Source organism: Imbroritus primus, assembly GCF_964332355.1.
GTDB classification, from domain to species: Bacteria; Pseudomonadota; Gammaproteobacteria; order Burkholderiales; family Burkholderiaceae; genus Imbroritus; species Imbroritus primus.
In genome coordinates this window covers 231,729-256,489 of sequence record NZ_OZ201294.1, presented here as the reverse complement: position 1 = coordinate 256,489, position 24,761 = coordinate 231,729, and the positions used below count along the sequence as shown (strand labels likewise).

Sequence of the window (24,761 nt, the reverse complement as noted above, 5' to 3'; positions counted from 1 at the left end):
CCTGCCAGCGCCTCAGGCCGGTGCGGGCGGTTCTCCGGCATCGCCAGCATTCTCTGCCGCCGTCGACCTGCCGCGTGGCGGATACTCGCCGCGTGCGGCATATTCCTCGAGCCGGTTGTAGAGCGTCTTGAGACTGATACCGAGGATTTCGGCAGCGTGTTTCTTGACGCCCGCACATTGCTCGAGCGTGGCAAAGATCAGTTCACGATCGGCATCCGCCAGTGACATGCCAACGGGCACGGATACCACGGTGCCCGGTGCGCTGTGCACCACCTCCATGGCGACCGGCACCTGCGTCTCGCGGATGATGTCGTCGTCAGACATGATGTAGGCGCGCTGCACGAAGTTGCGCAGCTCGCGCACATTGCCTGGCCAGGTATGCAGGCGCATGCTTTCCAGCACCTCGGGCGCAAAGCGCCGCTGGGTGCCATGTTCGCGGTTGAGCAGGTCGAGCAGCATCTGGGCGATGGCCTGGACATCGTCGCCGCGTTCGCGCAGGGGCGGCAGTTCGATGGGAAACACGTTGAGCCGGTGATACAGATCGGCGCGCAGCTTGCCTTCGGCCACCGCTTCCTCGGGGTTGCGGTTGGTGGCGGCCAGCACGCGCACGTCGGAGCGCAGCTCGCGATTGGTCCCAACGCGCATGAAGCCGCCGCTTTCCAACACGCGCAGCAGCTTCACCTGCAACTCGAGCGGCATCTCGGTGATTTCGTCGAGAAACAGCGTACCGCCATCGGCACGTTCGAAATAACCTTTGTGCTGGCGTTCCGCGCCGGTGAAGCTGCCGCGCTCGTGGCCGAACATCTCTGACTCGATCAGGTGCGGCGAGATGGCGCCGCAGTTGACGGCAATGAAGTTATGCCGCGCCCGCGCGGAGAGCCGATGGATGGTCTGCGCGGCCAGCTCCTTGCCGGTTCCGCTTTCGCCGATCAGCAGCACGGTCGCCTCGGTAGGCGCGACCTTGTTGATCTGCTCGTAGACCTGCAGCATCGCGGGTGACGTGCCCACCAGACCGCCCGCGCCGACAGCAGCGGTTGCACTGGCCACAGCTGCTGTCGTGAGCGTTGCCGGTGCACGTTCGGATACGGCGCTGCACTGCTGGGCGGCACGGCGCAGCAGGGCGCGCACCTGGTACGCGCTGAGCGGCTTGACCAGGTAATCGGTCGCACCGTGCCGCAATGCCTTGACGGCGGTATCGACGGTGGCATCTCCGGTCATGACGATCACTTGCGTGCCCGCTGCGCCCACTTCATTGAACAGTTCCATGCCGGAGCCATCTGGCAGCGTGAGATCCACCAGCACCGCGTGCGGCTGCTGCCAGCCGATCTGCAGACAGGCATCGCGCAAGGTGCCAGCGACGGCGCATGTAAAGCCTTCGTCCGCGGCGATATCGGAAAGTGTTTCGCAAATGCTTGCGTCATCGTCGACGATCAGGAGATGGGGCATGGACATGACCGGAAAAGAATACACACAGGAACGCGACGTGGACGCACGAAGGCAGCACCAGGAACCGCCATGGTATGCAGCCCCCGCTGCCGATCCGGGCATCCGCCGACAAGATAGAAGCAACGCATCCATTGTAGGAAGCCCCCGGGCGCGCCGATGCCGGTGTCTGTCTGACATCACCTCCCCTGAAACCGCGTGGGGGCCCGGTGCGCGGCAGCTTTTCTTGCATGTGGCCATGTAAGTTTTACAGCCACCGCACCCGCGCGCGGGCCCGCCCCAATGTCCATGCGAGCGCACATGCTGGCACGCCCTTCGCTACCGGTACGAGACAAACGTGCGTGGGCCGCGCTGCTACCGCGCGTGCCCCACCCATCCCGCCCACGGAGGTCATCAGCCATGCCCTGCCCCGATCCAGCCAGTCGCATGCGGATCTGTCAGCTGGCCGCCACGCCTGCCGACATGGCCGCGCCGTCAGCCGGACTGGACCATAGAGAAAGGGAAGGCGCGATCACGCGCGGCATCACGCATGCCGCCCATCTTGGCTTCGGCCATGTGTTACTCGATGCGCAGTCGGTGGCATCCATCGATCCGGCGTCCCTGTGCGCACGTAGCGCGGGGCACGGGATCGGCTGTGTCTTCGACGTGGCGGTTCCCCTGCATACCGGGCAGGCATGGCTGGACGAGGCCTGCGCACTGGTGCGCGCGGGGGCGGCGGGCCTGCGCTTTCTGCAACCGGCGCGTCTTGACGGCATGCAGTGGGCCGAAGTCCTCACGGAAATCCGCGCTGCTAGAGCAAGCGCCGCCGCAGTGCCGCACGTCCCGCAGTGCCTTGCCTGGACGCCAGGCCTCACACCCGAGGAGCTGCTGGGCCTCCACGCCGCCCGTTTCGATGTCGTGTTCTGTTCCCTCCCGTGGTGGGACTACCGCAGCGCATGGCTTGCCGAAGAATTCCTGCGGCTGCGTCCCCTCGGCCGCATCGGAGCGTGTGCGGCGCTGCCCGATGCCCTGCCGCACGATGTGCTGGTGGCCCGTCGTGCGCTCTGGGCCGCTGCCGCACTGGGCGACGATCTGCTCGTACCGGCCGGCTTCGAACACGGAGTACAGGCGCGTTCCGGCCAGCGTGCGCATCAGGCCGAAGCGACATCCCTCGACGAACGCTTTGACCTCAGCCACGAGGTGATCCACGCCAACGCCTGGCATGCCGCCAACCCCTGTGCGCCACCCTGTCAGTTGCGCATGCTGAGCGGCGCGGAGGCGTCCCTGACGGTGTGCGTGCGCGACTCCGGTGAAGCCGGGGCGCTCGCCGTCGTCATCAACCCTGACAACGATCAGCTTGCCTCGCTCGGCGCCGCACGCGTGCTCGGCGGCCTGGCACAGGGCGCCGGCTACTTGCTGCCCGCCCGTGGCAGCCCGGGCGTGCCGGGTACGCCCGTTGACATCGCGCCGCTCGACGCCAGCGCCACGCTATTGCTGCCGCCGGCGGATATCCGCTTCTTCCGCCCCGTGGGCGATGCAGCGCGCACGCAGGCCATCGACACGCACGTCATTGACGTCCACGCCATGGACACGGAAGTTGGCGCGGCCGTGCAGGCCCATCTGCGGCAGAGCGTAGAGGCTGCGCTGCAAGCGCCTCGCATCGCCATCGAGAACGTCACGCCTAATGTCGACGGCGGCGCCTTTGCGGTACGGCGCGTGGTCGGTGAAGAAGTCGAAGTGCGCGCTGATGTGTGGATGGATGGCCATGACCAGCTGGCAGTGGTCATGCTGTGGCGCGCACCGGGCATGAGCAGCTGGCGGGAAACGCCGATGACGCCGCTCGGCAACGACGCCTGGACTGCCCGGTTTCCGCTGACGGCGCTGGGCCGTCATGAGTTCACGATCGAAGCGTGGCGCGATGCCTATGCGACATGGCGCGACGAGATCCAGAAGAAGCGTGCGGCCAATGTCGGCATCACGCTCGAGATCGAGGAGGGCGCCCGCCTCGTGCAGGAGGTGGCCACCCGGGCGGCGGGCGATATCACGCTCGCGATTCACGCGGTGGCCGCACAGCTGGCGGAGACTGCCGATCATCCGCAGCAGCGGCTCGAACTCCTACTTGCCCCCGGCACGGCGGAAGCCATGCGCGCGGCAGGGGGCCGGCCGTTCGTCACCCGCCATCCCGTGGCCATGCCGGTCGAGGCTGACCGCCTGGCGGCGCGCTACGGCAGCTGGTACGAACTGTTTCCGCGCTCGCAAAGCAACGAACCGCAGCGGCACGGTACCTTCGACGATGTTATCGCGCGCCTGCCGGCGATCCGGGACATGGGGTTCACGGTACTGTACTTTCCGCCCATCCACCCGATCGGCCGCACCCATCGGAAAGGCCGCAACAACAGCCTGCAGGCGCGCCCTGGCGATCCCGGCAGTCCCTATGCCATCGGCGCCGAGGAAGGCGGGCACGACGCCCTGCATCCGCAGCTTGGCACCTTCGAGGACTTCGCACGGCTGCGCGCGGCAGCTGCGGACGCGGGCCTGGAGATCGCTCTCGATTTCGCCATCCAGTGCTCACCGGACCACCCATGGCTGCGCGACCACCCGGAATGGTTCTCCTACCGGCCGGACGGCTCGTTGCGCTATGCGGAGAATCCGCCGAAGAAATACGAGGATATCGTCAACGTCGATTTCTATACAGACAGCGCGGAAGGCACGGCCGCCCCTGCGCTCTGGCTGGCCTTGCGCGAAGTGGTGATGTTCTGGATCCGCCATGGCGTGCGGCTCTTCCGCGTCGACAATCCGCACACCAAGCCGCTGCCGTTCTGGGCCTGGCTGATCGCCAGCGTGCGCGCCGTGCACCCGGAAGCAATCTTCCTCGCCGAGGCATTCACGCGGCCGCGCATGATGGCGCGCCTTGCCAAGATCGGCTTTGCGCAGTCGTACACCTATTTCACGTGGCGCACGCACAAGCGCGAGCTGATGGAGTACATGACGGAGCTGACGCAAAGCCCTTTGCGCGAGTTCTACCGGCCGCACTTCTTCGTCAACACGCCAGACATCAATCCCTATTTCCTGCACGGCGGCGAGCGGTCCGCCTTCCTGATCCGCGCGGCGCTGGCGACGCTGCTGTCCGGGCTGTGGGGCATGGTCAGCGGCTACGAGCTGTGCGAGTACGCGCCCCTGACAGTAAACGGCGTGGTGAAAGAAGAGTACCTCGACTCCGAGAAGTACGAACTGCGCGCGCGCGACTGGAACCATCCGGGCCATATCGTACGCGAGATCACGCGCCTCAATGCGCTGCGCGCCAACCATCCCGCCTTGCAGAACCACCTTGGCCTGCGCTTCTGCGCGGCTGACAACGACGCGGTGCTGGCCTTCCTGCGATACGTGCCGGACAGCGCCGCGCCCGGCCAGCCATTTGGCGACGATGTACTGCTAGTGGCGATCAACCTCGATCCGCAGGCCGCGCGCAGCTGCACGCTCGAACTGCCGTTGTGGGAATGGGGACTGCCGGACGATGGAGCGCTGGCCGTGACCGATCTGCTGCGCGGCCACCGCTTCACCTGGCAGGGCCGCTGGCAGCCGGTGCATCTCGATCCCGCCGGGCTGCCATACGCCGTCTGGCAGCTGACCCGACCGGAGGCCACATGAGCGCATCCCCAGGCACGCCATCCGATCCGCTCTGGTACAAGGATGCCGTCATTTACCAACTGCATATCAAGTCGTTTTACGACGCCAACGGCGACGGCGTGGGCGATTTCGCCGGCCTGCTGGAGAAGCTCGACTATCTGGTCCAGCTTGGCGTCGATACGGTATGGCTTCTGCCCTTCTATCCTTCGCCGCGCCGCGACGATGGCTACGACATCGCCGACTACCGCAGCGTGCACCCGGAGTACGGGACGCTGGCCGAGGTGCGCCACTTCATCCGCGAAGCGCATGCGCGCGGCCTGCGCGTCATCACCGAACTGGTAATCAACCACACCTCGGACCAGCATCCGTGGTTCCAGCGGGCACGCGCGGCGCGCAAGGGCACATCGGCGCGCAATTTTTATGTGTGGTCGGACAGCGACCACGCCTATGCCGGCACGCGCATCATCTTCTGCGATACCGAAAAATCCAACTGGAGCTGGGACCCCGTAGCCGAGCAGTATTACTGGCACCGCTTCTATGCGCACCAGCCCGATCTCAATTTCGATCATCCCCCGGTACTGCGCGCGGTGCTGTCGGTCATGCGTTTCTGGCTCGACATGGGCGTCGATGGCCTACGCCTCGATGCCGTACCGTACCTGGTCGAACGCGAAGGCACCAGCAACGAGAACCTGCCGGAAACACACGCGGTGATCCGCCGCATCCGCGCAGCGCTCGACGCCGACTACCACGGCCGGCTGCTGCTGGCCGAGGCGAACATGTGGCCGGAAGATGCGCAACAGTACTTCGGCGGCCACGATGGCAGCCCTGCGGAAGATGGCGCCGAGGGCAGCACCGGCCACCGCAAGGATGACGACTCGCCGGGCGACGAGTGCCACATGGCCTTCCACTTTCCGCTGATGCCGCGCATGTACATGGCGATTGCGCGCGAGGACCGCTTTCCGATCACGGACATCATGCGGCAGACGCCCGATATTCCGTCCAACTGCCAGTGGGCGATCTTCCTGCGCAACCATGATGAACTGACGCTGGAGATGGTGACCAGCCGCGAACGCGACTATCTGTGGGAAGTGTATGCCACCGAGCGCCGGGCGCGCATTAACCTCGGCATCCGCCGCCGCCTGTCGCCGCTGATGGAGCGCGACCGGCGGCGCATCGAACTGATGAACAGCCTGCTGTTCTCGATGCCCGGCACGCCCGTGCTCTACTACGGCGACGAGATCGGCATGGGCGACAACATCCACCTGGGCGACCGCGATGGCGTGCGCACGCCGATGCAGTGGTCGCCCGACCGCAACGGCGGCTTCTCGCGCGCGGATCCCGAACGCCTCGTACTGCCGCCGCTGCAAGGGCCGCTATATGGCTTCGAGGCAGTGAACGTGGAGGCGCAGCAGCGCGACCCGCATTCCCTGCTCAACTGGGTGCGGCGCATGCTCGCTTTGCGCCGCCAGCATCGCGCCTTTGGGCGCGGCTCGCTGCGCTTCCTGTATCCGCGCAACCGCAAGATCCTCGCCTACCTGCGCACCTATGGCGATGACCATGGTGAGGAACACATCCTGTGCGTGGCCAATCTGTCGCGCGTCCACCAGGCGGTGGAACTCGACCTGGCGGAGTTTGCGGGGCGCGTACCGGTGGAAATGCTCGGCGCCAACTCCTTTCCCGCCATCGGCCAGCTGACTTACCTGCTGACGCTGCCGCCGTACGGCTTCTACTGGTTCGTCCTCAGCGATACTGCCGAACCGCCGGCGTGGCACGTCGGCCCACCCGAGCCGATGGCCGAGCAGATCACGCTGGTGCTACGCGGCACACCGCTGCTCAACGCCCATGCACGCGACACGCTGGCGCGCGAAGCACTGCCGGAGTATCTGCGCCGGCGCAGATGGTTTTCCGCCAAGGACGGGGCGCTCGACGCCGTGCGCGTGGCCTATGCTGTGCCATTCGTGGATGGGGTGCAGCACCCCTGCCTGCTCAGCGAGATCGATGTACAGGTGGCGGGACGCACACTGCGGTACCAACTACCGCTCGGCCTGCTGTGGGATGCGGACGACAGCGACAGCGCACCGCAACTGCCCGGCATGCTGTCGCTGGCGCGCGCGCGCACCGGCAGCCGGGTCGGCCTGGTGACCGATGCCTTCACCCTTGAAGCGTTTGCGCGCGGCGTGCTGCAGGCATTCCGCACGCAACGCACGATCGACACGGAAGATGGCCAGATCCTCTTCCGCGCCGAAGCCGACCCGGCGCAACTGGATGCTGCCGGCGCGGAGACGGTAGCGTGGGTCGCGGCGGAACAGTCCAACAGTTCGCTGAGCTACGGCAACGTCGCCATCCTGAAGCTGGTACGGCGCATTACCGGCGGCATCCATCCGGAAGCCGAAATGACGCGCTACCTCACCCGCCATGGCTATGCCAGTTGTGCGCAACTTCTCGGTGAAGTGGTGCGTGTGGATCCCCAAGGCACGCCGCATACGCTGATGCTGCTGCAATCGTACCTGCTTAATCAGGGTGACGGCTGGCAATGGACGCTCGACTACCTGGCGCGCACGCTGGACGAGGTCCTGCCCGCACTGGAGTCCGACGAAGGTTGCCGCGAGGCGCTCGGCGGCTATGTACCGATCGCCGCCATGCTCGGACAGCGACTGGCACAACTGCATGCGGTGCTCGCGCAGCCGAGCGACGACCCTGCCTTCGATCCGGTGCCGGTAACGGAGAACGACACACATGGATGGGCCGATACCGTGGTGGCCGCGGTGGATGGCGCACTCGCGCAGCTGGCCGGTTCGCGCTTTGACGACCATCCGAACGCCGCGCGCATGGCGGAGGACATCGCGCTGCTGCAGGCGCTGCGCCCGCAGTTGCCGGCGAGCCTGCGCGTGCTCGCCGCGGCGGCGCCCGGCAGCCTGCAAACCCGTGTGCATGGCGATTTTCACCTGGGGCAGACACTGGTCGTGCAGAACGATGTCGCACTCGTCGATTTCGAAGGCGAGCCAGGCAAGCCGCTAGCCGAACGGCGCCGCAAGACTTCGCCGCTGCGCGACGTGGCGGGCATGCTGCGTTCGTTCGACTATGCGGCAGCCACGCTCGGCACACACCAGGAACCGCTGGTCGCGGCCCTGCCGCCGGCCCTGGCGCAGCGCCGCGATGCGCTGCTGACCTGCTTCCGCAGCGTCGCCACGGAGAGCTTCCTGAATGCCTATCTCGAGACGGCGGCCGAGGCGCCGCACGCATGGGTCACGCCGGAGCAGTTCCATGCGCTGGTGGACCTGTTCCAACTGGAGCGCGCGGCCTACGAGGTCGGCTACGAAGCCGCCAATCGGGAACACTGGATCGACCTGCCACTGGCCGGCCTGGCGCGCCTGGCACGCAAGCTGACAGATGTCGCGGAGCACGACGATGTCTGACGCTCCGGCCGACCCGCTCGACACGGCGACCCTCGCCGCGCTGCTGCAGGGCCGGCACGGAGATCCGTTCGCGCTGCTCGGTCCGCGGCAGGAAAATCATGGCGAAGGCACACGCACTCGCATCCGTGCATGCCTGCCCGGCGCTGCACATGCCTGGGTCGAGTGCGGCGGCACGCGCATGGCGATGACGAAGCTCGGGCGTAACGATGTGTTCAGCCTGTTGCTGCCCACGGCCGTGGATGCGGCCTGGCGGACCTCGCAGCTGCCCGGCGCGCGCCGCTATGACCTGACCGTCGCCTGGTCCGACGGCAGCCAGCAGCGCGGACCCGATCCGTACGCGTTCGCCACCTTGCTTGGCGACATGGATCTGCACCTGTTCGGCGAGGGCCGGCATTTCGAGCTGGCGCAAGCGCTGGGAGCGCAGGCGATGAGCGTGGACGGCGTGCCCGGCGTGCGCTTCGCGGTGTGGGCGCCCAATGCCAGCGCGGTTGCCGTACTCGGCGATTTCAATGGATGGCACGCAGCCCGTCATCCCATGCGCCTGCGTCACGGCGCAGGCGTGTGGGAACTGTTCGTACCGGGAGCCTGGGGAGCGCGGCCCGGCTGCCGCTACAAGTTCGCCGTACGCGCTGTGTATGGTGAGCTGCTGCCAGACAAGGCCGACCCGCTGGCGCGCATGACGGAAATGCCGCCCGCCACCGCGTCGGTGATCACGCGCCCCGGCGAGACCGCTCCGCCTTTTGCATGGCATGACGCGGCCTGGATGCAGCGGCGCGCCGCGCAGGATCCGCACGCCGAGCCGCTGTCGATCTACGAGGTGCATGCCGGGTCGTGGCAGCGCACGGCAGATGGCGGCACGCTGTCGTGGGATGCGCTCGGCGACCGCCTGATTCCTTACGTTCAGGATCTCGGCTTCACGCATCTCGAACTGTTGCCGATCACCGAGCATCCGTTTGGCGGCTCGTGGGGCTACCAGCCGCTCTCGCTGTTCGCGCCAAGCGCGCGCTTTGGCCCGCCGCAGGCATTCGCGCGATTCGTCGATCGCTGCCACGCTGCCAACCTTGGCGTGATCCTGGACTGGGTGCCAGCGCATTTTCCGACCGACCCGCACGGCCTGGCGCGCTTTGATGGCACCGCTTTGTATGAACATGCCGACCCCCGCGAGGGCCTGCACCAGGACTGGAACACGCTGATCTACAACCTCGGCCGCAACGAGGTGCGCGGCTTTCTGCTGGCCAGCGCACTGCACTGGCTGGAGCATTTCCATATCGATGGCCTGCGCGTGGACGCGGTGGCGTCAATGCTGTACCGCGACTACAGTCGCGCGCCGAACGCATGGATTCCCAATCGCCATGGGGGACGCGAGAACCTCGAGGCCATCGATTTCCTGCGTACGCTGAACACCGAAGTGCAGGCGCGCTGCCCGGGCGCCATGACCATCGCCGAGGAATCGACAGCCTGGCCCGGCGTGACAGCACCCACCGACAGCGGCGGCCTGGGCTTCACCTTCAAGTGGAACATGGGCTGGATGCACGACACCCTGCGCTATATGGCGCACGACCCCGTGCATCGCACCTGGCATCACCACAACATGACGTTCGGCCTGGTCTACGCATGGTCCGAGGCTTTCGTGCTGCCGTTGTCGCACGACGAGGTGGTGCACGGCAAAGGCTCGCTGCTCGGCAAGATGCCGGGCGATACGTGGCAGCGCTTCGCCAACCTGCGCGCTTATCTCGCGTTCATGTGGGCGCATCCGGGCAAGAAGCTGCTGTTCATGGGCGGCGAACTTGCGCAGGAACGCGAGTGGAATCACGACACCGCGCTCGACTGGCAACTCCTCGATATGCCAGCCCATGCCGGCGTGCAGTCGCTGGTACGCGACCTCAACCGGCTATATGCACAACTGCCGGCGCTGCACAGGCTGGATGCGGTGCAGGAAGGGTTCCGCTGGGTGGTCGGGGACGACTCGCACAATAGCGTACTGGCCTTCCTGCGCCTTGCGGCAGCCAACGAGGCGCCAGTCCTCGCCATCAGCAATCTCACGCCGGTGCCACGCCCCGGCTACCGCGTCGGTGTACCGCAGGCCGGCCCGTGGCAAGAACGCCTGAACACCGATGCAGCGTGCTACGGCGGCAGCAATCTCGGCAACCAGGGCGGCGCGCAGGCAGTAGCGCAGCCATCACATGGCTGGCCTGCCTCGCTAACGCTGACGCTGCCGCCCTTGGCGACACTTATCCTCACCCCCGCCTGACGCAGGAGCGCACTGTGCCCCTTACACTTCCCGATCGCCTGTCGCCCGGCCTGCCCTACCCCCTTGGGGCACACTGGGACGGGCTCGGCATCAACTTCGCGCTGTTCTCGGCGCACGCCACCCGGGTGGAGCTGTGCCTGTTCTCCGCCAATGGGCGCAAGGAACTGTGCCGCCTGCCGCTGCCGGAATGCACGGACGAGATCTGGCACGGCTACCTGCCGACCGGCGAACCGGGGCTGCAGTATGGCTATCGCGTCCACGGGCCGTACGAGCCCTTGCATGGCCACCGCTTCAACCCGAACAAGCTGCTGCTCGATCCGTATGCGCGGCAGCTCAGCAAACCGCTGCAATGGGGCGACGGCCTGTTCGGCTATCGCTTGCAGAGTCCGCGTGGCGACCTGTCGTTCGACCGCCGCGACAGTGCACCGATGATGCCGAAGGCGGTGGTGGTCGATGACAGCTTCCACTGGGGCGATGACCGCCCCCCCGCCACGCCCTGGGCGCGCACCGTGATCTACGAGGCCCACCTCAAGGGGCTCAGCATGCAGCGCGAAGACCTGCTGCCGCATGTGCGCGGCACCTTCGCGGCGCTCGCCGACCCGGGCTTTGTGGCACACCTGCAGCGGCTCGGCATCACCACGCTGGAACTGCTGCCGGTCCAGGCGTTCCTGCAGGACCGCGTGCTGCTGCAGCGCGGCTTGCGTAACTACTGGGGCTACAACACGCTGGCCTATTTCGCGCCCGAGCCTGCCTATCTTTCCGGCGACCAGCGCAACGAACTGAAGGTCGCAATCCGCCGCCTGCATGCGGCCGGCATCGAGGTACTGCTCGACGTGGTTTACAACCATACCTGCGAAGGCAATGAGCTGGGACCCACGCTGTCGTGGCGCGGCATCGATAACGCCAGCTATTACCGCCTGATGCCCGACGACGCGCGCTACTACATCAACGATACCGGCTGCGGCAACACGCTCGACCTGGCGCATCCGCGCGTGCTGCAGATGGTGCTCGATTCGCTGCGCTATTGGGTCGAGGTGTTCCATGTGGACGGTTTCCGCTTCGATCTCGGCAGTACGCTGGGCCGCGAGGCGCATGGCTTCGATCCGGGCGCGGGTTTTTTCGATGCCCTGCTGCAGGATCCCGTACTGGCACGCGTCAAGCTGATCTCCGAACCGTGGGACCTGGGTCCCGGCGGTTACCAGGTGGGCCGCCATCCGCCTGGCTTTGCCGAGTGGAACGACCAGTTCCGCGATACGGCGCGGCGCTTCTGGCGCGGCGACGATCATCAGCGCGGTGCGCTGGCCGCGCGGCTGGCCGGATCGGCCGACCTGTTCGATCATCGCCATCGCAAGCCCTGGTCATCAGTCAACTTCATCACGGCGCACGACGGCTTCACGCTGGCCGATCTGGTCAGCTACGCCGGCAAGCACAACGAGGACAACGGCGAGGACAACCGCGACGGCACCGACGACAACGCCAGTGCCAACTGGAGCCCGCACGGCGACATCGAAGGTCCCACGGACGATCCTGCCATCCGCACCACGCGCGCCAGCGTGCAGCGCGCGCTGCTGACCACGCTGCTGCTGGCGCACGGGACCCCAATGCTGACGGCCGGTGACGAATGGGGCCGCACGCAGCACGGCAACAACAACGCCTACTGTCAGGACAACGCTCTCTCGTGGCTCGACTGGCAGGCAGCGGCCTCGCCCGAGGGGCAGGCGCTCACCGCCTACGTTGCGCAGTTGCTGGCCATCCGCGCGCGGCTGCAGGCCTACGCCGAACCGCGCTTCGCCCACGGCCATGTGACGATCGCGCCTGACCTGCCCGATCTCAGCTGGTTCGACTGGCATGGTCCGCTCAACGATGAGCAGTGGGCAGATCCGGCCGGCCGCACGCTGGTGATGCGAAGGGCGGCGCGCACACCCTCGGGTGCGCCTCAGGTGACGCTGCTCCTGCTCAACGCCGGAGAGGAGGCCGTCGACTTCCTGCTGCCCGCCCCGGCCTTGGCGTGGCGCGTGCTGGCGGACAGCAGCCAAGAGATTGCAGGGCCAGGGCATGGACAGACGAGCGGACCAGCGCACAACCAGCCCGTCGGCGGCCGGCGCGTAGAAGGCCAGCACTATGTGCTCGGTGCGCATGCCGCGGCGCTGCTGCTGGCGGAAAGCGCACCGGATGGCCAGACGGAGCCGGCGGCATGACGCACGACTGGCACTTCGGCCCGACCCGACTGAAGGATGGGCGCGTGCGCTTTCGCCTGTGGGCGCCCGAGGCAGCCGCCCAGGGCCTTGCCGTGCGGCTGGAATTGCTGGGCATGGGGCCGTTGGCGATGACCGCCCTCGAGGATGGCTGGTACGAAGTCATCACGCCGGCATGTCCCGAGGCGCGCTACTGGTTCCGCCTGGGCGATGGCACGACGCTGCCGGACCCCGCCTCGCGTGCGCAGGCTGGCGACGTACACAGCCCCAGCGTGGTGGTCGATCCACAGCGCTACACATGGCGTCATCCTGGCTGGCGTGGGCGGCCATGGCATGAAGCGGTGGTCTATGAGCTGCATGTCGGCATTCTCGGCGGCTTCTCGGCAGCGGCCGCGCAGTTGCCACGCCTCGCGCGGCTCGGCATCACGGCGGTTGAGTTAATGCCGGTGGCCGAATTTCCCGGAGCGCGCAACTGGGGCTACGACGGCGTCCTGCCATTCGCGCCGGAATGCAGTTACGGTCCACCGGACGCGCTGCGCGCGTTGATCGATACCGCGCACGGCCTCGGCATGATGGTGCTGCTTGATGTGGTGTACAACCACTTCGGCCCCGAGGGTAATGTCTGGCCGCGGCTGGCAAGCTGTTTTTTCCGCGCCGACCGGCCCACGCCGTGGGGTCCCGCCATCGATTTCCGCCAGCCGGAGGTACGCCGCTTCTTTACCGAGAATGTGCTCTACTGGCTCGAAGCATTCCATCTCGATGGCCTGCGTTTCGATGCGGTGCATGCGATGGAAGACGCCGGCTGGCTGCACGAGGTCGCCAAGGCAGTACACGAAGGTCCGGGGCGCGAGCGGCACATCCATCTGATCGCGGAAAACGACAACAACGATGCGACACTGCTGCGCGATGGCTTCACGGCGCAGTGGAACGACGATTTCCACCATGCGCTGCATGTGCTGCTGACCGGCGAAACGCATGGCTACTATGGCGACTATGCGGGTGCAAGCGGTGGCATGCACGCGCCGATTGCACATTTGGCGCGCGCCCTGGCCGAGGGCTTTGCCTACCAGGGCGAAGCCTCCGCCTATCGCGGCGTGCTGCGCGGCACGCTCAGCACCGGCCTGCCGCCGACATCCTTTGTCTCCTTTCTGCAGAACCACGACCAGATCGGTAACCGTGCCCACGGCGAACGCCTGTTGCAACTTGCCGATCCGCGTGCGTTGCGTTGCGCTGTCGCGCTGCACTGTCTTGCTCCGCAGATTCCCTTGCTCTTCATGGGTGAGGAGAGCGGCAGCAAGGCGCCGTTCCGGTATTTCACCGATCATCCGCCAGCCCTCGCCGAAGCAGTACGCGCGGGCCGGCAGCGCGAATTTGCCGGCATGGCAGGCTTTGCAGACGACGCTGCGGCCGACGGCGCGCACGCGACGCTGCCCGATCCCAATGCACCCGACACCTTCGCGGCAGCCTGTCCGGTGTTCGACGACAACGACTGGGCCGCCTGGTACACACGCCTGCTGGCGCTTCGCCACACGCAACTGGTGCCGCGCCTGGCGGGTGCGCGCACCGGTACGGCCACGGTCCTGTCCGATCTCGCACTGCAGGTCAGCTGGCCCCTCGGCGACGGCAGTACCTTGTCACTGTGGCTGAATCTGGGGGGCGAGGCGCTTGCCGTGACGCCGGTGAACGAACCGGGCACCCTGCTGTTCGCCAGTCAGGAGCCTGCATATCCGGCGCTGTGCGATGGACGGCTGGACGGATATACGCTACTGGCGTGGCTGCACGATGCCGCCACGGTGGACACCGCACATCCGCTCACGGGAGTCCGTGCATGACTCGCACCACCACAGCACTTACCCCATTGCAAACGCAAGCGCGGCAGGCCGGCCTGCTGGTGCACTGGCACGATGCGCAGGGCTGCCCGCGCACCGTCGATGACGAAGTCCTGCAGCGCATGCTGGCGCAGTTGCCAGCGGACGCGTCGTGCGACCCACCCGCCCTGGTGACCGCGGTGGCGGGGCAACCGCTGGCAGTGCCTGCGGCGTTGACAGGCACCGCCGCGACCGGCATCACGTTCGACATCGTGCGCGAAGACGGCCAGCATGTGCATGGCGCACTGCGCCGCGATGCCGCGGGCAATTGGTGGCTGGACGCGCCATTGCCCTGGGGTTACCACCATCTCACCGTGCACGCAGACGCCACCGGACAGGCGGTCGAGTGTGTGCTGGCGGTCGCCCCGCCCCGCTGCTTCGGCGTGGCGGATGCCTTGCACGCAGCGTCAGGCGCCATGCACATCCAACATCCCTCGCCGGCATGGGGCATCGGCGTGCAGGTCTATAGCCTGCGCGGCGCACGGCCCGGCGGCATCGGCGACTTCGGCGCGCTCGCCACACTGTGCGAGCAGGCTGCGGCGCACGGTGCGGCGGCCGTGGCCATCAATCCGGTGCATGCCGGCTTTACGGAGCATCCCGAGCGCTACAGTCCTTACGCGCCCTCGAGCCGCCTGTTTCTCAACCCCTTGTATGCCGACCCGGCCGCGTGCTTGGGTGAAGATGCCTGGCGCGCGGCAGTCCATGCGCTCGGTCTCGAAGCGCGCTTCGCGGCATTGGATGAGGCAAGCTGCATCGACTGGCCGACCGTGGCCATGGCGCGCGATGCCGTGCTGCGCTGGCTACATGCGCGCCGTGCCCACTACCTGACGCCGGCGGCACACGAAGACTTTGCGGATTTTCTCAAGCGCGGCGCAGATCACGGGAATGCGCTACTGGCCCATGCCTGCTTCGAGGCAATGCAGCGCGACGCGCGACAGCATGGCATGGCCGAGACATGGCCGCCAGCCGACTGTTGGCGCGATGCCGCCTGCCTGGAGACACACACTGGCGAGATCGACTTTCAGCTGTTCGCGCAGTGGCTGGCCGATGCCAGTCTGGCCCGCGCGCAGTCGCGCGCCCGCGCGGCCGGTATGGCTATCGGCCTGATCGCCGATCTCGCGGTTGGCACCGATGGACGCGGCAGCCATGCCTGGTGGCGACGCGAGGAGATCCTCACCGGCATCGCCGTGGGCGCACCGCCCGATCAGGTCAATCCGCTGGGACAGAACTGGGGGATATCGGCATTGTCACCCTCTGGTTTGGCGCGCCACGGCTACCGCGCCTTCCTGGAGATTCTGCGCGCCGCGCTGCGCCATGCCGGCGGCCTGCGCATCGACCACGCGCTGGGCCTGGCGCGCATGTGGCTCGTGCCCGATGGACTGCCGCCCGACCGCGGCGTTTACCTGCGTTATCCACGCGAGACCTTGCTGCGGCTGATCGCGCTGGAATCGTGGCGGCACCGTGCCATCGTCATCGGCGAGAATCTCGGTACGGTGCCGCACAGCTTCGAGCATGCGCGGCAACACGCTGGCATGCTCGGCATCGATGTGCTGTGGTTCCAGCGCGAAGCAACAGCGGCCACGCCTGCAACCGATGCGCCATCTGCTCCACCCAGCAGCGCTGGCACTGTACCGCCGCATCCAGCCGCCGCACTGGATGCCGCGCCCGCCTTTCGCGCACCAGCGCGCTGGTCCGCCGATGCGCTTGCCACGACCACGACGCACGACCTGCCGACGGTCGTGGGCTGGTGGAAGGGCCGCGATCTTGACTGGCGCATCCACCTCGGCCTGCTCGCCCCGCATGAAAGCGAACCGCAGTTGCGCGGCTTGCGCGAGGCAGACCGCAACGGGCTCTGGCGCGTGCTGGCCGGGGCGGGACTGGTCGATGCGGGACCTCCGCCCGACACTGCCCCGCTCGAAGCGATCCTTGCATTCCTCGGGCGCACGCCTGGTCCGTTGCGCCTCGCACCCCTGGAAGACCTGCTCGGGCTTTCCGAGCAACCCAATCTGCCGGGCACGGTCGAACAGCATCCCAACTGGCGGCGGCGCATGCCGGTGACCGTGGCTGCGCTATTCGCCAATGACGATGTGCAGCGCCGTATCGCGGCGCTGCGTACCGGGCAGACCCTGCCGCCCGGCACGGCACCATGATTCCGCGTGCCACGCTGCGGCTGCAACTGCATCGCGGGTTCACCTTCAGCGATGCACGGGCGCAGCTCGACTATTATGCGGCGCTGGGTATCAGCCATCTGTATCTGTCGCCGATCTTCTGCGCGCGCCCAGGTTCCATGCACGGCTACGACGTGACGGACGTTCAACGCATCAATCCAGAACTCGGGGGCCCGGCCGGGTTCCGGGCGCTGGCCCATGCCGCGCGAGCGCATGGTTTGGGCCTCATTCTTGACATCGTGCCCAACCATATGGCCGCATGCCCGGTCCACAATGCGTGGTGGCGCGACGTGCTGCGACACGGCCGGCACAGTGCTTACGCTTCTTTTTTTGATATCGACTGGCAGCCACCCGAACCGGCGCTGCATGGCAAGGTGCTGCTGCCCATCCTGGCACGCCCGTATCCGCAGGCATTGCGGCACGGCACGCTCCGCCTTGTGCACGATGAGGCCGTGCGGCCCGCGGTGATGTGCGGCGAGGTGCCGCTGCCACTGGCGGACGACAGTCTCGGCATCTTGGAGCCGCTGTCGCCAGCCGCCCGCGAAGCGGCCTGCGATCCGCGCACACGCGCTGGCCGGAATGCGCTGCATGCGCTGCTCGAGCGGCAGCACTATCGGGTTGCGTGGTGGCGCACGGCACGCGACATGCTGAACTGGCGGCGTTTCTTCGAGGTGAGCGAACTGGTCGGCGTGTGCGTCGAACGCGAGGCGGTCTTCGAGGCGACGCACGCGCTGGTGTTATCGCTGATGCGGCAGGGGCTGATCGACGGCGTGCGGGTGGACCATGTGGATGGGCTGGCCGATCCCGCCGGTTATTGCCGACGGCTGCGGGCGCGCCTTGATGCCGTGGCGCCGCGCGCGCAAAGCGGTACCGGCAGCGACGTCATGCGGCCATGGATCGTGGTGGAAAAAATCCTGGCCGAGGATGAACACCTGCCCGCGGACTGGCAGGTCGATGGCACCACCGGCTACGATGCGATGAGCGAGATCGGCGCGGTGCTGCACGATGCGCACGGCATCGAGCGCCTGCGTGACATGTGGGCCAGCCGCTCGGGCACGCGGCCCGGCGGCACGGCGCAGATCGTCGCGACGCGGCACGCCTTGGTGACCGAGGCGCTGGTCACGGAATGGCGGCGTGCCACTCGTGCGCTGGAGCACGCTGCGCGTGAAGACCCCAGGGCGCGCGACCTGACGGGCCCTGCCCTGGCGCGCGCCGTGGCGGAACTGCTGGCGCAGATGCAGGTATATCGCACTTACTTCACAGCACGATCCGCAAGCCGCGGACGTTGCGCCGATCGCCGGCGATTGCGGCAAGCTGCGGTCGCCGCGCGAACCCGGCTGCGCCGCGATGACTGGGCGGCCCTCGCCTTCATCGTGCGCGTCCTGCAGGAGGCGCGTCCAGACCAGCCCGCCGCCTGTGCCGCGCAGGCGCGGCTGCAGCAAACCATGCCGCCAGTTTCTGCCAAGGCGATCGAAGACACGCTGTTCTACCGCGACGGTACCTTGCTCTCCCGCAATGAAGTGGGCACGTCACCGTGCGCACCGGCGCTGTCGCCCGATGTCTTTCTGGCCCGCGCACAGGCGCGCGCGCGGCGCTTTCCGCATGCCATGCTGGCCACTGCCACACACGACCACAAGCGCGGCGAGGACACGCGCATGCGGCTGGCCGTGATCAGCGAGCTGCCGCAGCTTTGGCGTAGCCACGTGGCGAGGCTGGAAGGTCGCCGCAGCGTGCAAGCAGACTCCATCGGCAGGATGGCAGGCGAAGCACCGGACGAGGCGGACCGGCTGATGCTGTATCAGGCGCTCGTGGGCGCGTGGCCGCTGGAACTGGCGGACCCGACGTTGCAGACGGACGCGCGAGACGCCTTTCTGGCGCGCATCCGCGCGTGGCAGCGCAAGGCGATTCGCGAGGCGGGCCGGCATGGCGACTGGTCACATCCCGATCTGGCATATGAGGCGTCAGCGGATGCATGTTTGAATGCATTGCAGGACAGCGGCCTCGACCACATCGCCGCGCTGGCGCAGCGCCTCAGCGTGGCGGGGGCGCTGAACAGCCTGACACAGACATGGCTGCAGCATTGCCTGCCAGGTGTGCCGGATCGCTACCAAGGGACGGAAACCTGGGATTTCACGCTGGTCGACCCGGACAATCGCGGCGCGGTCGATTATGACCAGTTGCGCATCCAGTTCCACAGCGCGGCGCCGGCGGAGCAGAGCATTGCGCCCGACTGGGCGAGGTTGCAAGCCGGTTGGCGCGACGGGCGTATCAAACAGCAGCTGATCCGCACCTTGCTTGAAATGCGGCGTACCCATGCGGCAATCTTCGATACCCGTGCACTGCAGCCGCTGGAAGCGGATGGAGCGCATGCTGCCCGCGTGCTGGCTTTTGTGCGTGGGCATGGGCAGCACCTGGCTATCGCCATCGGCACGCGACTGGCTGCCAGCCTGCTGGAAGATTGTATGCAGCCATGCGTGCCGGCGCGACGCTGGGAGGATACTTGCGTGGCGGTGCCGCCAGCGCCGGGCGGCGCCTGGGTCGATTATCTGACGGGCACGCATCATCCGGGCCCAACGCTGTTGCTGTCCGCCGTGCTGGCGGACCTGCCGGTCGCCGTACTGGTACCCGCGAGCGCCGGCACCGAACCAGGCATGCCCGATACCCGAACATGAAGACCTCCGCCGGCAAGGCGAAGGTCCTCATGCAGGCATTCCGGCGGCAGTGCGACGCTACGACTTGCCGCCCACCGTCAGACCATCGGAGACCGACGACACGCCTTCGATGCCACGCACGGTCTGGATGGCCTGCGTGCGCTGCGCCTCGGTAGGCACCGAGCCTGTCAGATGCACGGTGCCGTTGACGGTCTTGACACTAATGTGACGCGATTCCAGGCCCTTCGCCGCGGCGAGTTCAGCCTTGACCTTGACGGTGATGACGCTGTCGCTGACGGGCTGGGCACTCTTGCCTGCCGATGGTGCCGTGGTCGCGCCAGGCTGGGCAGGTGCGGAGTTGTCCGCCACGAAGATGATGCTCCCGCCGTGCAGGCGGGTGTCGAGGGCCTGCGCGGGGGCTGCCATCAATAGGCCGCCCAGCGCCGCCGCGTGGGTTGCGGCGAAGAGGATGGTGCGAAAGGTTCGAGTCGAGCGCATGATGATCTCCTGTTCAAGAAGGCCCGTGGGTGACGGGGATGCCATCAAAGCGTGCGATAGCGATTGCGCAGTTCGCGCACGCGCTCGTGGTTGCGCAACACGCCCTGATACTGGCGCTCGATCAGACTGCGCGCACTGAGATCGATATCGTCTTCATTGAGCGCATCGGTATAGCGCCGCTTGGCGACGTCTTCTCCGCGTTCCGCTTCTTCGAGGATGGCAAGATCGGTACGGTCGACCACAGCTGATTTCATATCGATCCAGCCACGATGCAGGGCGCCTGCCACCGAGCCGCCGGTTTCGGGCCGCCCGCCGAACGTGGTGACGGCCGACTGCAACTCGGCGATGCCGCGCGAAATATCGTCGGCACATTCCAGGAAAGTGCTTTTCAGCTGCACGGTCTTGGTGTCTTCGGCGGCCTTGCGAAAGCCTTGTTCGCCATCCTTCGACACTTCGATCAGATCATTCAGCACGGATACGGTTTTATTGCTGGCCATGATGGGTTCCTCCATTGGTTCGCATTACACGGAAACTGCGCGCGGCACGCACCGCGCAACTCAGCTCGATCAACTGCGGTTGTCGGTTGGCGGCACATCCGGCGTGGCATTGCCGGGATCACGCAGCGCCTCCCCTTCGACACCTGGCGGAAACGCGCCAGCCGCATCGCCACGGATAGCGCCCGGCTGGTCGCGCCGCATCTGTTGGCCTGGCCTGCGCTCGGCCATTCCTGCCCTTTCTTCCGCCTCTGCCGTCTGGTGGCGCGCTACAGTAGTGGCACGGGCAGCATCCGCAGCGGTGGCGGGAGCGGGGGCGGTGGCAACCGCAGCCCTGGCGGCGCCGGGCTCCGGACCGGTCCGTGGATCGAAGTCCTGCCATTCACCGGCGCGCCACTCGCCTTCAGCATCCTCGATATCCATCGCACCGCTGGCGCGTAGCACGTCGGCTGCGGTGCCTCGGGTACCGGCATCGTCGACTTGCACGGCGAGCATCACGCCGGCATCGCGCTCACGCCCCACGGCTGGATCGCGCGTGCGCCGCAGGCCGCCGGCCAGCGAGCCCAGGTAAGCCCCGAGGCCGGCCGCGAAGAGCGGCACAAGCACCGGATACTGGAAGCTGTTGACGACGCCGGACAGATACACCAGCCCGCCAAGCGCACCACCGGCCAGCGCCCCGACGATGACGCCGGTGAAGGCGCCGCTGCCGGCATGCCGCGCACCGGCATCGGCATACATATCGCCGCCGATCGGGAAGCGCGCGTGCTGGCCGGCGGGGTTGACGAAGAACAGCGACAGCTTGTTCGTGGAAAAGCCGCGGGCCCGTAACGAGCGGGCTGCTTTCTGGGCCGCAGGGAAAGTATTGAAGCGGCCGGCAATGATGTGTGACATGACGGTCTCCTGTTCAAACTTCTGGACGGTCCGACGCGCGTCAGCGGCGCTTGCGTCGAGCCGCCTTTTGCTTACGGCTCACGCCAGCCTTGTTGAGCGCAATGGCGACGGCCTGCTTCACCGCACGCTTGCGTGATGCCGGCCGGCTGTTGGCGACATGCCCGTCCCTGTCGTACTCGTGCACGAGCTTCTCGATGTTGCCGCTAATGGTCTTGCGGCTTTTGCCTTCTTTGAGTGGCATGACGATCTCCTTGCGCTTCCTGCAGGCGTCTTGAGTGTTAGGTGGCTGCTTTCCGGGGTCGACATCTATCCAGATGCCCGGATGGAGGTTCGGTTTTCGCGCCGACGAAACCGCGTGGCCAACACTCGTGCACGCACGCGCTCAATGATGGTCGGATACCACACGCCCAGCCGCTGTGCTGCTCCAGTACGGCGAGGCCTGGTAATAGTCGTGGATGCTGGTGGCCCAGCGCGCATCAGCCATCGCGGGCCAGTGGTCTTTGTCGAATCCCGGTGCATCCTTCAGTCGGCTCTTCTCGATGCCGAGGACGAAACACTTGTGACGCGTATCCAGCGTCAGTGCACTCCACGGTACGGCAAACAGCTTTTCACCGATGCCGAGAAAGCCGCCGAACGACAGCACGGCGTAGGCGATCCGACCGCTGCCGACATCCAGCATGATGTGCTCGATATTGCCGAGATCTTCGCCAGCCGGACCGATGACCTTGTTGTTCTCGAGCGTATCGGCGGCCATGATGGCTGGCCCCGGTCCGGAGATATTGGGAGCGGTCTGGCCGACGATGGTAGCGCCCTGGTTGGCATTCTGGTTGGCGGAATCAGTGCCATAGGTGGGTCTTTGCATGGTCATGGGCGGACTCCTTGTTCAGTGTGGTTGGGGCCGGCATGCGTTACTTCCATGCACGCCGCTCTCACTGCTGATACGCAAGAGCCGCGCCAATGCGCCGTCTTTCTGGTAGATCCGCGTGGTTTCATGCGCCCGCGCGTCATCCGGCCAGGCGCGTCAAGGCAGAGCGCGCGCCGCAGCGTCCGGAAATGACAAGGGTCATGCAATCTTTACACCGGCTCAGGCCGGCGCCACTGGTCGAGCCCGCCAAATCTGAAAATGCCCTCGCTGCCGTGCCTGCCGGGGAGATGCCACATTGGCAATGCTATCGCCGCCATCCGGCGGGCGCATCGCACCCTTGGCCAGGCCGGACTGCTACCATCCGGAATGCATGCGTACCACGCAGCGCACGTGAGCAACGCCATCGAGCCATCCGGAGTCATCATGTATCTGCCTGCCCATTTCTCGGAAAACGACATCGCAGCACTGCACGAACTGATCGTGCAATATCCGTTCGGCAGCCTGGTGACATGCGGTGACGGCGGACTGGATGCCAACCACCTGCCGTTCGCGCTGGAGACGCGCGCGCAAGCGCCTGGCGTGCTGCACGCCCATGTGGCGCGCGCCAATCCGCTTTGGCAAGCGGTGACCGATGGGGATGAAGTGCTGGTAATTTTTCGCGCCGGCGACGCCTATGTGTCCCCGAACTGGTACCCAAGCAAACATGTTGCGCATCGCCAGGTTCCGACCTGGAACTACCGGGTCGTGCATGCGCACGGCCGCATCACGATCCGCGACGACGAGAAATACGTACGTGGCGTCGTCGGCCGGCTCACACGCACGCATGAGGCCGCGCAGCCACAGCCGTGGAAGATGACCGACGCCCCCCGGGATTACCTCGATGCGATGCTCGCGTCGATTGTCGGCATCGAGATCGAGATCACGCAGTTGGTCGGCAAGCTTAAGCTGAGCCAGAACAAGGATGCCGAGGATGTGCGCGGCGCAGGTGAGGCACTACGAGCCGGCGGGCAGCATGAGATCGGCGCCGCCATGCTCGCGCCGCTCGCGCAACGTAATCCGCCGCTGGATACACCGCCCGACGACTGAGCAGCGGCGCGAGGAAAAAGGCGGTAGACGGTCGTAAGCGGTTGTATCAGCCGACCAACGCGTCGCACCCGACGAAGTGCACGAGCGCCAGTGCGCGCGTGGCATGTACACCAGACTGATGGCCACAGGCCGCACACGTAAACTCCACCTGCTGGCCAACCATGGCGAGATCGGTTTCATCCGAGGTGCACTGCGGGCATGGCATGCCGGCGTCGATATAGGCATCGAGCGCGCGGCCCAGCGGACCGACCGTCTCCCGTGACAGCACGCCCTGCCGGATCAGGTTCGCCACCAGATGGCCGAGTGCCGGGGGTACGCTCTCACGCCGGCCATCACCCCCGGTATCCGTTCGACTCGCCAACGCCGCCTGGCGCAGACGCTCTGCCTCGGCACGCGCCTGCTCTACTTCCTGGCGCGCCTGGGCCGCAAGCATGCGGGCCTGGTTCAATTGCTGCATCCATTCGAATTCGCGCCGCGGCGCCTCGCGTGTCTCGCGGTCGGCAGCCGCGACCCGCTGACGCAGGCTGTCAAGCTCGACCAGCAAGGGACGGACCCGCGCCTCCGCCGAAGCGAGCGCATCCTTGAGATGCGCGGCATATTCCACGGCGCGGCTCGCCAGTTCCGCCTGCAGCGCCGCAACCTGCTCGCGCAGCACGCCGTTATCGGCCTGGGCCGCCTGCAACTGCGCGGACAATGCGGCCTTCTCTCCTTCGGCATATTGCGCGAGCACGCTGTGTAGCGCTTCATCGCGCTGTGCATCGAGACTGCCGGACGCAAGCCGCGCACCCTGCTCCGCGCACTGCCGACGCAAGGCATCGACTTCGTTTTCCAGCTCCCACTGCCGTGCCATGGCATGTTGCGCGGCCGCTTCGGCGCGAGCCAGCTCGGTTGCATGGGTACTGCGCGCCTCGGCCAGCGCCGCACCATACAACCCCGAGACCAGTTCGCCCGCACGCCGTTGTAGCGGCGCGGGTACGCCCTCCACAGCGCACTGCCCCTGCTGGCGCAACCGCTGCCAGAACGCCTCGATGTCACGCGCAATATCGCCTGCGCTGCCGGTTGCGGTCGCCTCGCGCACATTGGCGACCGTCGGCCGTACACCGACGTCGAAAAACAGCCGCTGGCAAGCATGCAACGACAACTCGGCACGGCGTGCGCCGTCCGCCTTCATCTGCTCGATCTCGACCCGCAGCAGGTCCACTGCACTTCCGGAGGAACTCATGCGTCACCTTTACGTAAAAGTTACGCCATTTTTGTCACATTCATTACACATCGCCGGCTTCGGCTCGTGCCGGGGCTGACAGATGGCGGACAGGCTGGAAAGATTAC

15 protein-coding genes are annotated in these 24,761 nt (G+C 66.7%); 8 read left to right on the top strand and 7 right to left on the bottom strand.

Annotated elements, in window-relative coordinates:
- Nucleotides 1-12 precede the first annotated feature (12 nt).
- Complete coding sequence (locus tag ACQ3C8_RS16105) at nucleotides 13-1,446, bottom strand: sigma-54-dependent transcriptional regulator (RefSeq protein WP_428853152.1); 1,434 nt, start codon at nucleotides 1,444-1,446, stop codon at nucleotides 13-15.
- Between the two features lie 423 nt (nucleotides 1,447-1,869).
- Here ACQ3C8_RS16105 and ACQ3C8_RS16100 point away from each other — a divergent pair, with 423 nt between their 5' ends.
- The 7 genes from ACQ3C8_RS16100 to treY are packed head-to-tail and all read left to right on the top strand — an operon-like array spanning nucleotide 1,870 to nucleotide 19,619.
- Entirely contained in the window at nucleotides 1,870-5,070 is a 3,201-nt protein-coding gene (locus ACQ3C8_RS16100; protein WP_428853151.1) for an alpha-1,4-glucan--maltose-1-phosphate maltosyltransferase, read from the top strand.
- Nucleotides 5,067-8,465, top strand: a complete 3,399-nt coding sequence (gene treS / locus ACQ3C8_RS16095; protein ID WP_428853150.1) for a maltose alpha-D-glucosyltransferase — start codon at nucleotides 5,067-5,069, stop codon at nucleotides 8,463-8,465. Before ACQ3C8_RS16100 ends, treS begins: the two co-directional genes overlap by 4 nt.
- Nucleotides 8,458-10,716, top strand: coding sequence for a 1,4-alpha-glucan branching protein GlgB (glgB, locus tag ACQ3C8_RS16090; RefSeq protein WP_428853149.1), 2,259 nt, complete (start codon nucleotides 8,458-8,460; stop codon nucleotides 10,714-10,716). The genes treS and glgB overlap by 8 nt, the downstream gene beginning before the upstream one ends.
- A 14-nt stretch (nucleotides 10,717-10,730) precedes the next feature.
- A complete protein-coding gene (gene glgX, locus ACQ3C8_RS16085; protein ID WP_428853148.1) occupies nucleotides 10,731-12,914 on the top strand; it encodes a glycogen debranching protein GlgX in 2,184 nt (727 codons plus the stop codon).
- Nucleotides 12,911-14,743, top strand: coding sequence for a malto-oligosyltrehalose trehalohydrolase (treZ, locus tag ACQ3C8_RS16080; RefSeq protein WP_428853147.1), 1,833 nt, complete (start codon nucleotides 12,911-12,913; stop codon nucleotides 14,741-14,743). Before glgX ends, treZ begins: the two co-directional genes overlap by 4 nt.
- Nucleotides 14,740-16,929, top strand: coding sequence for a 4-alpha-glucanotransferase (gene malQ, locus ACQ3C8_RS16075; protein WP_428853146.1), 2,190 nt, complete (start codon nucleotides 14,740-14,742; stop codon nucleotides 16,927-16,929). Before treZ ends, malQ begins: the two co-directional genes overlap by 4 nt.
- Nucleotides 16,926-19,619, top strand: a complete 2,694-nt coding sequence (gene treY, locus ACQ3C8_RS16070; RefSeq protein ID WP_428853145.1) for a malto-oligosyltrehalose synthase — start codon at nucleotides 16,926-16,928, stop codon at nucleotides 19,617-19,619. The genes malQ and treY overlap by 4 nt, the downstream gene beginning before the upstream one ends.
- A gap of 57 nt (nucleotides 19,620-19,676) precedes the next feature.
- Here the strand turns inward: treY and ACQ3C8_RS16065 are convergent, their stop codons facing one another.
- The 5 genes from ACQ3C8_RS16065 to ACQ3C8_RS16045 all read right to left on the bottom strand — a co-directional run bounded on the left by ACQ3C8_RS16065 (nucleotide 19,677) and on the right by ACQ3C8_RS16045 (nucleotide 22,349).
- A complete protein-coding gene (locus ACQ3C8_RS16065) occupies nucleotides 19,677-20,096 on the bottom strand; it encodes a BON domain-containing protein (RefSeq protein WP_009523521.1) in 420 nt (139 codons plus the stop codon).
- 44 nt (nucleotides 20,097-20,140) lie between these two features.
- Nucleotides 20,141-20,593 (bottom strand): PA2169 family four-helix-bundle protein, encoded by a 453-nt coding sequence (locus ACQ3C8_RS16060; RefSeq protein ID WP_009523520.1) that lies wholly within the window; start codon nucleotides 20,591-20,593, stop codon nucleotides 20,141-20,143.
- Nucleotides 20,594-20,662: 69 nt separating this feature from the next.
- Nucleotides 20,663-21,481 (bottom strand): hypothetical protein, encoded by an 819-nt coding sequence (locus tag ACQ3C8_RS16055; protein ID WP_428853144.1) that lies wholly within the window; start codon nucleotides 21,479-21,481, stop codon nucleotides 20,663-20,665.
- Nucleotides 21,482-21,521: 40 nt separating this feature from the next.
- Entirely contained in the window at nucleotides 21,522-21,722 is a 201-nt protein-coding gene (locus tag ACQ3C8_RS16050) for a hypothetical protein (protein ID WP_428853143.1), read from the bottom strand.
- A gap of 141 nt (nucleotides 21,723-21,863) precedes the next feature.
- Nucleotides 21,864-22,349 (bottom strand): PRC-barrel domain-containing protein, encoded by a 486-nt coding sequence (locus ACQ3C8_RS16045; protein ID WP_009523518.1) that lies wholly within the window; start codon nucleotides 22,347-22,349, stop codon nucleotides 21,864-21,866.
- Between the two features lie 420 nt (nucleotides 22,350-22,769).
- Between ACQ3C8_RS16045 and ACQ3C8_RS16040 the strand changes: the two genes are divergently transcribed.
- Complete coding sequence (locus ACQ3C8_RS16040) at nucleotides 22,770-23,432, top strand: FMN-binding negative transcriptional regulator (RefSeq protein ID WP_428853142.1); 663 nt, start codon at nucleotides 22,770-22,772, stop codon at nucleotides 23,430-23,432.
- A 46-nt stretch (nucleotides 23,433-23,478) separates the two neighbouring features.
- Here ACQ3C8_RS16040 and ACQ3C8_RS16035 read toward each other — a convergent pair whose 3' ends face one another.
- On the bottom strand, nucleotides 23,479-24,654 hold the full coding sequence (locus ACQ3C8_RS16035) for a DNA-binding protein (RefSeq protein WP_428853141.1): 1,176 nt from the start codon (nucleotides 24,652-24,654) through the stop codon (nucleotides 23,479-23,481).
- Nucleotides 24,655-24,761: the final 107 nt, after the last annotated feature.

Coding starts and splice junctions, on each gene's coding strand:
- ACQ3C8_RS16105 (WP_428853152.1), bottom strand. CDS start 1,446: ATGCCCCATCTCCTGATCGTCGACGATGACGCAAGCATTTGCGAAACA.
- treZ (WP_428853147.1), top strand. CDS start 12,911: ATGACGCACGACTGGCACTTCGGCCCGACCCGACTGAAGGATGGGCGC.
- treS (WP_428853150.1), top strand. CDS start 5,067: ATGAGCGCATCCCCAGGCACGCCATCCGATCCGCTCTGGTACAAGGAT.
- ACQ3C8_RS16040 (WP_428853142.1), top strand. CDS start 22,770: ATGTATCTGCCTGCCCATTTCTCGGAAAACGACATCGCAGCACTGCAC.
- glgB (WP_428853149.1), top strand. CDS start 8,458: ATGTCTGACGCTCCGGCCGACCCGCTCGACACGGCGACCCTCGCCGCG.
- ACQ3C8_RS16035 (WP_428853141.1), bottom strand. CDS start 24,654: ATGAGTTCCTCCGGAAGTGCAGTGGACCTGCTGCGGGTCGAGATCGAG.
- treY (WP_428853145.1), top strand. CDS start 16,926: ATGATTCCGCGTGCCACGCTGCGGCTGCAACTGCATCGCGGGTTCACC.
- ACQ3C8_RS16055 (WP_428853144.1), bottom strand. CDS start 21,481: ATGTCACACATCATTGCCGGCCGCTTCAATACTTTCCCTGCGGCCCAG.
- malQ (WP_428853146.1), top strand. CDS start 14,740: ATGACTCGCACCACCACAGCACTTACCCCATTGCAAACGCAAGCGCGG.
- ACQ3C8_RS16100 (WP_428853151.1), top strand. CDS start 1,870: ATGCGGATCTGTCAGCTGGCCGCCACGCCTGCCGACATGGCCGCGCCG.
- ACQ3C8_RS16050 (WP_428853143.1), bottom strand. CDS start 21,722: ATGCCACTCAAAGAAGGCAAAAGCCGCAAGACCATTAGCGGCAACATC.
- ACQ3C8_RS16060 (WP_009523520.1), bottom strand. CDS start 20,593: ATGGCCAGCAATAAAACCGTATCCGTGCTGAATGATCTGATCGAAGTG.
- ACQ3C8_RS16065 (WP_009523521.1), bottom strand. CDS start 20,096: ATGCGCTCGACTCGAACCTTTCGCACCATCCTCTTCGCCGCAACCCAC.
- ACQ3C8_RS16045 (WP_009523518.1), bottom strand. CDS start 22,349: ATGACCATGCAAAGACCCACCTATGGCACTGATTCCGCCAACCAGAAT.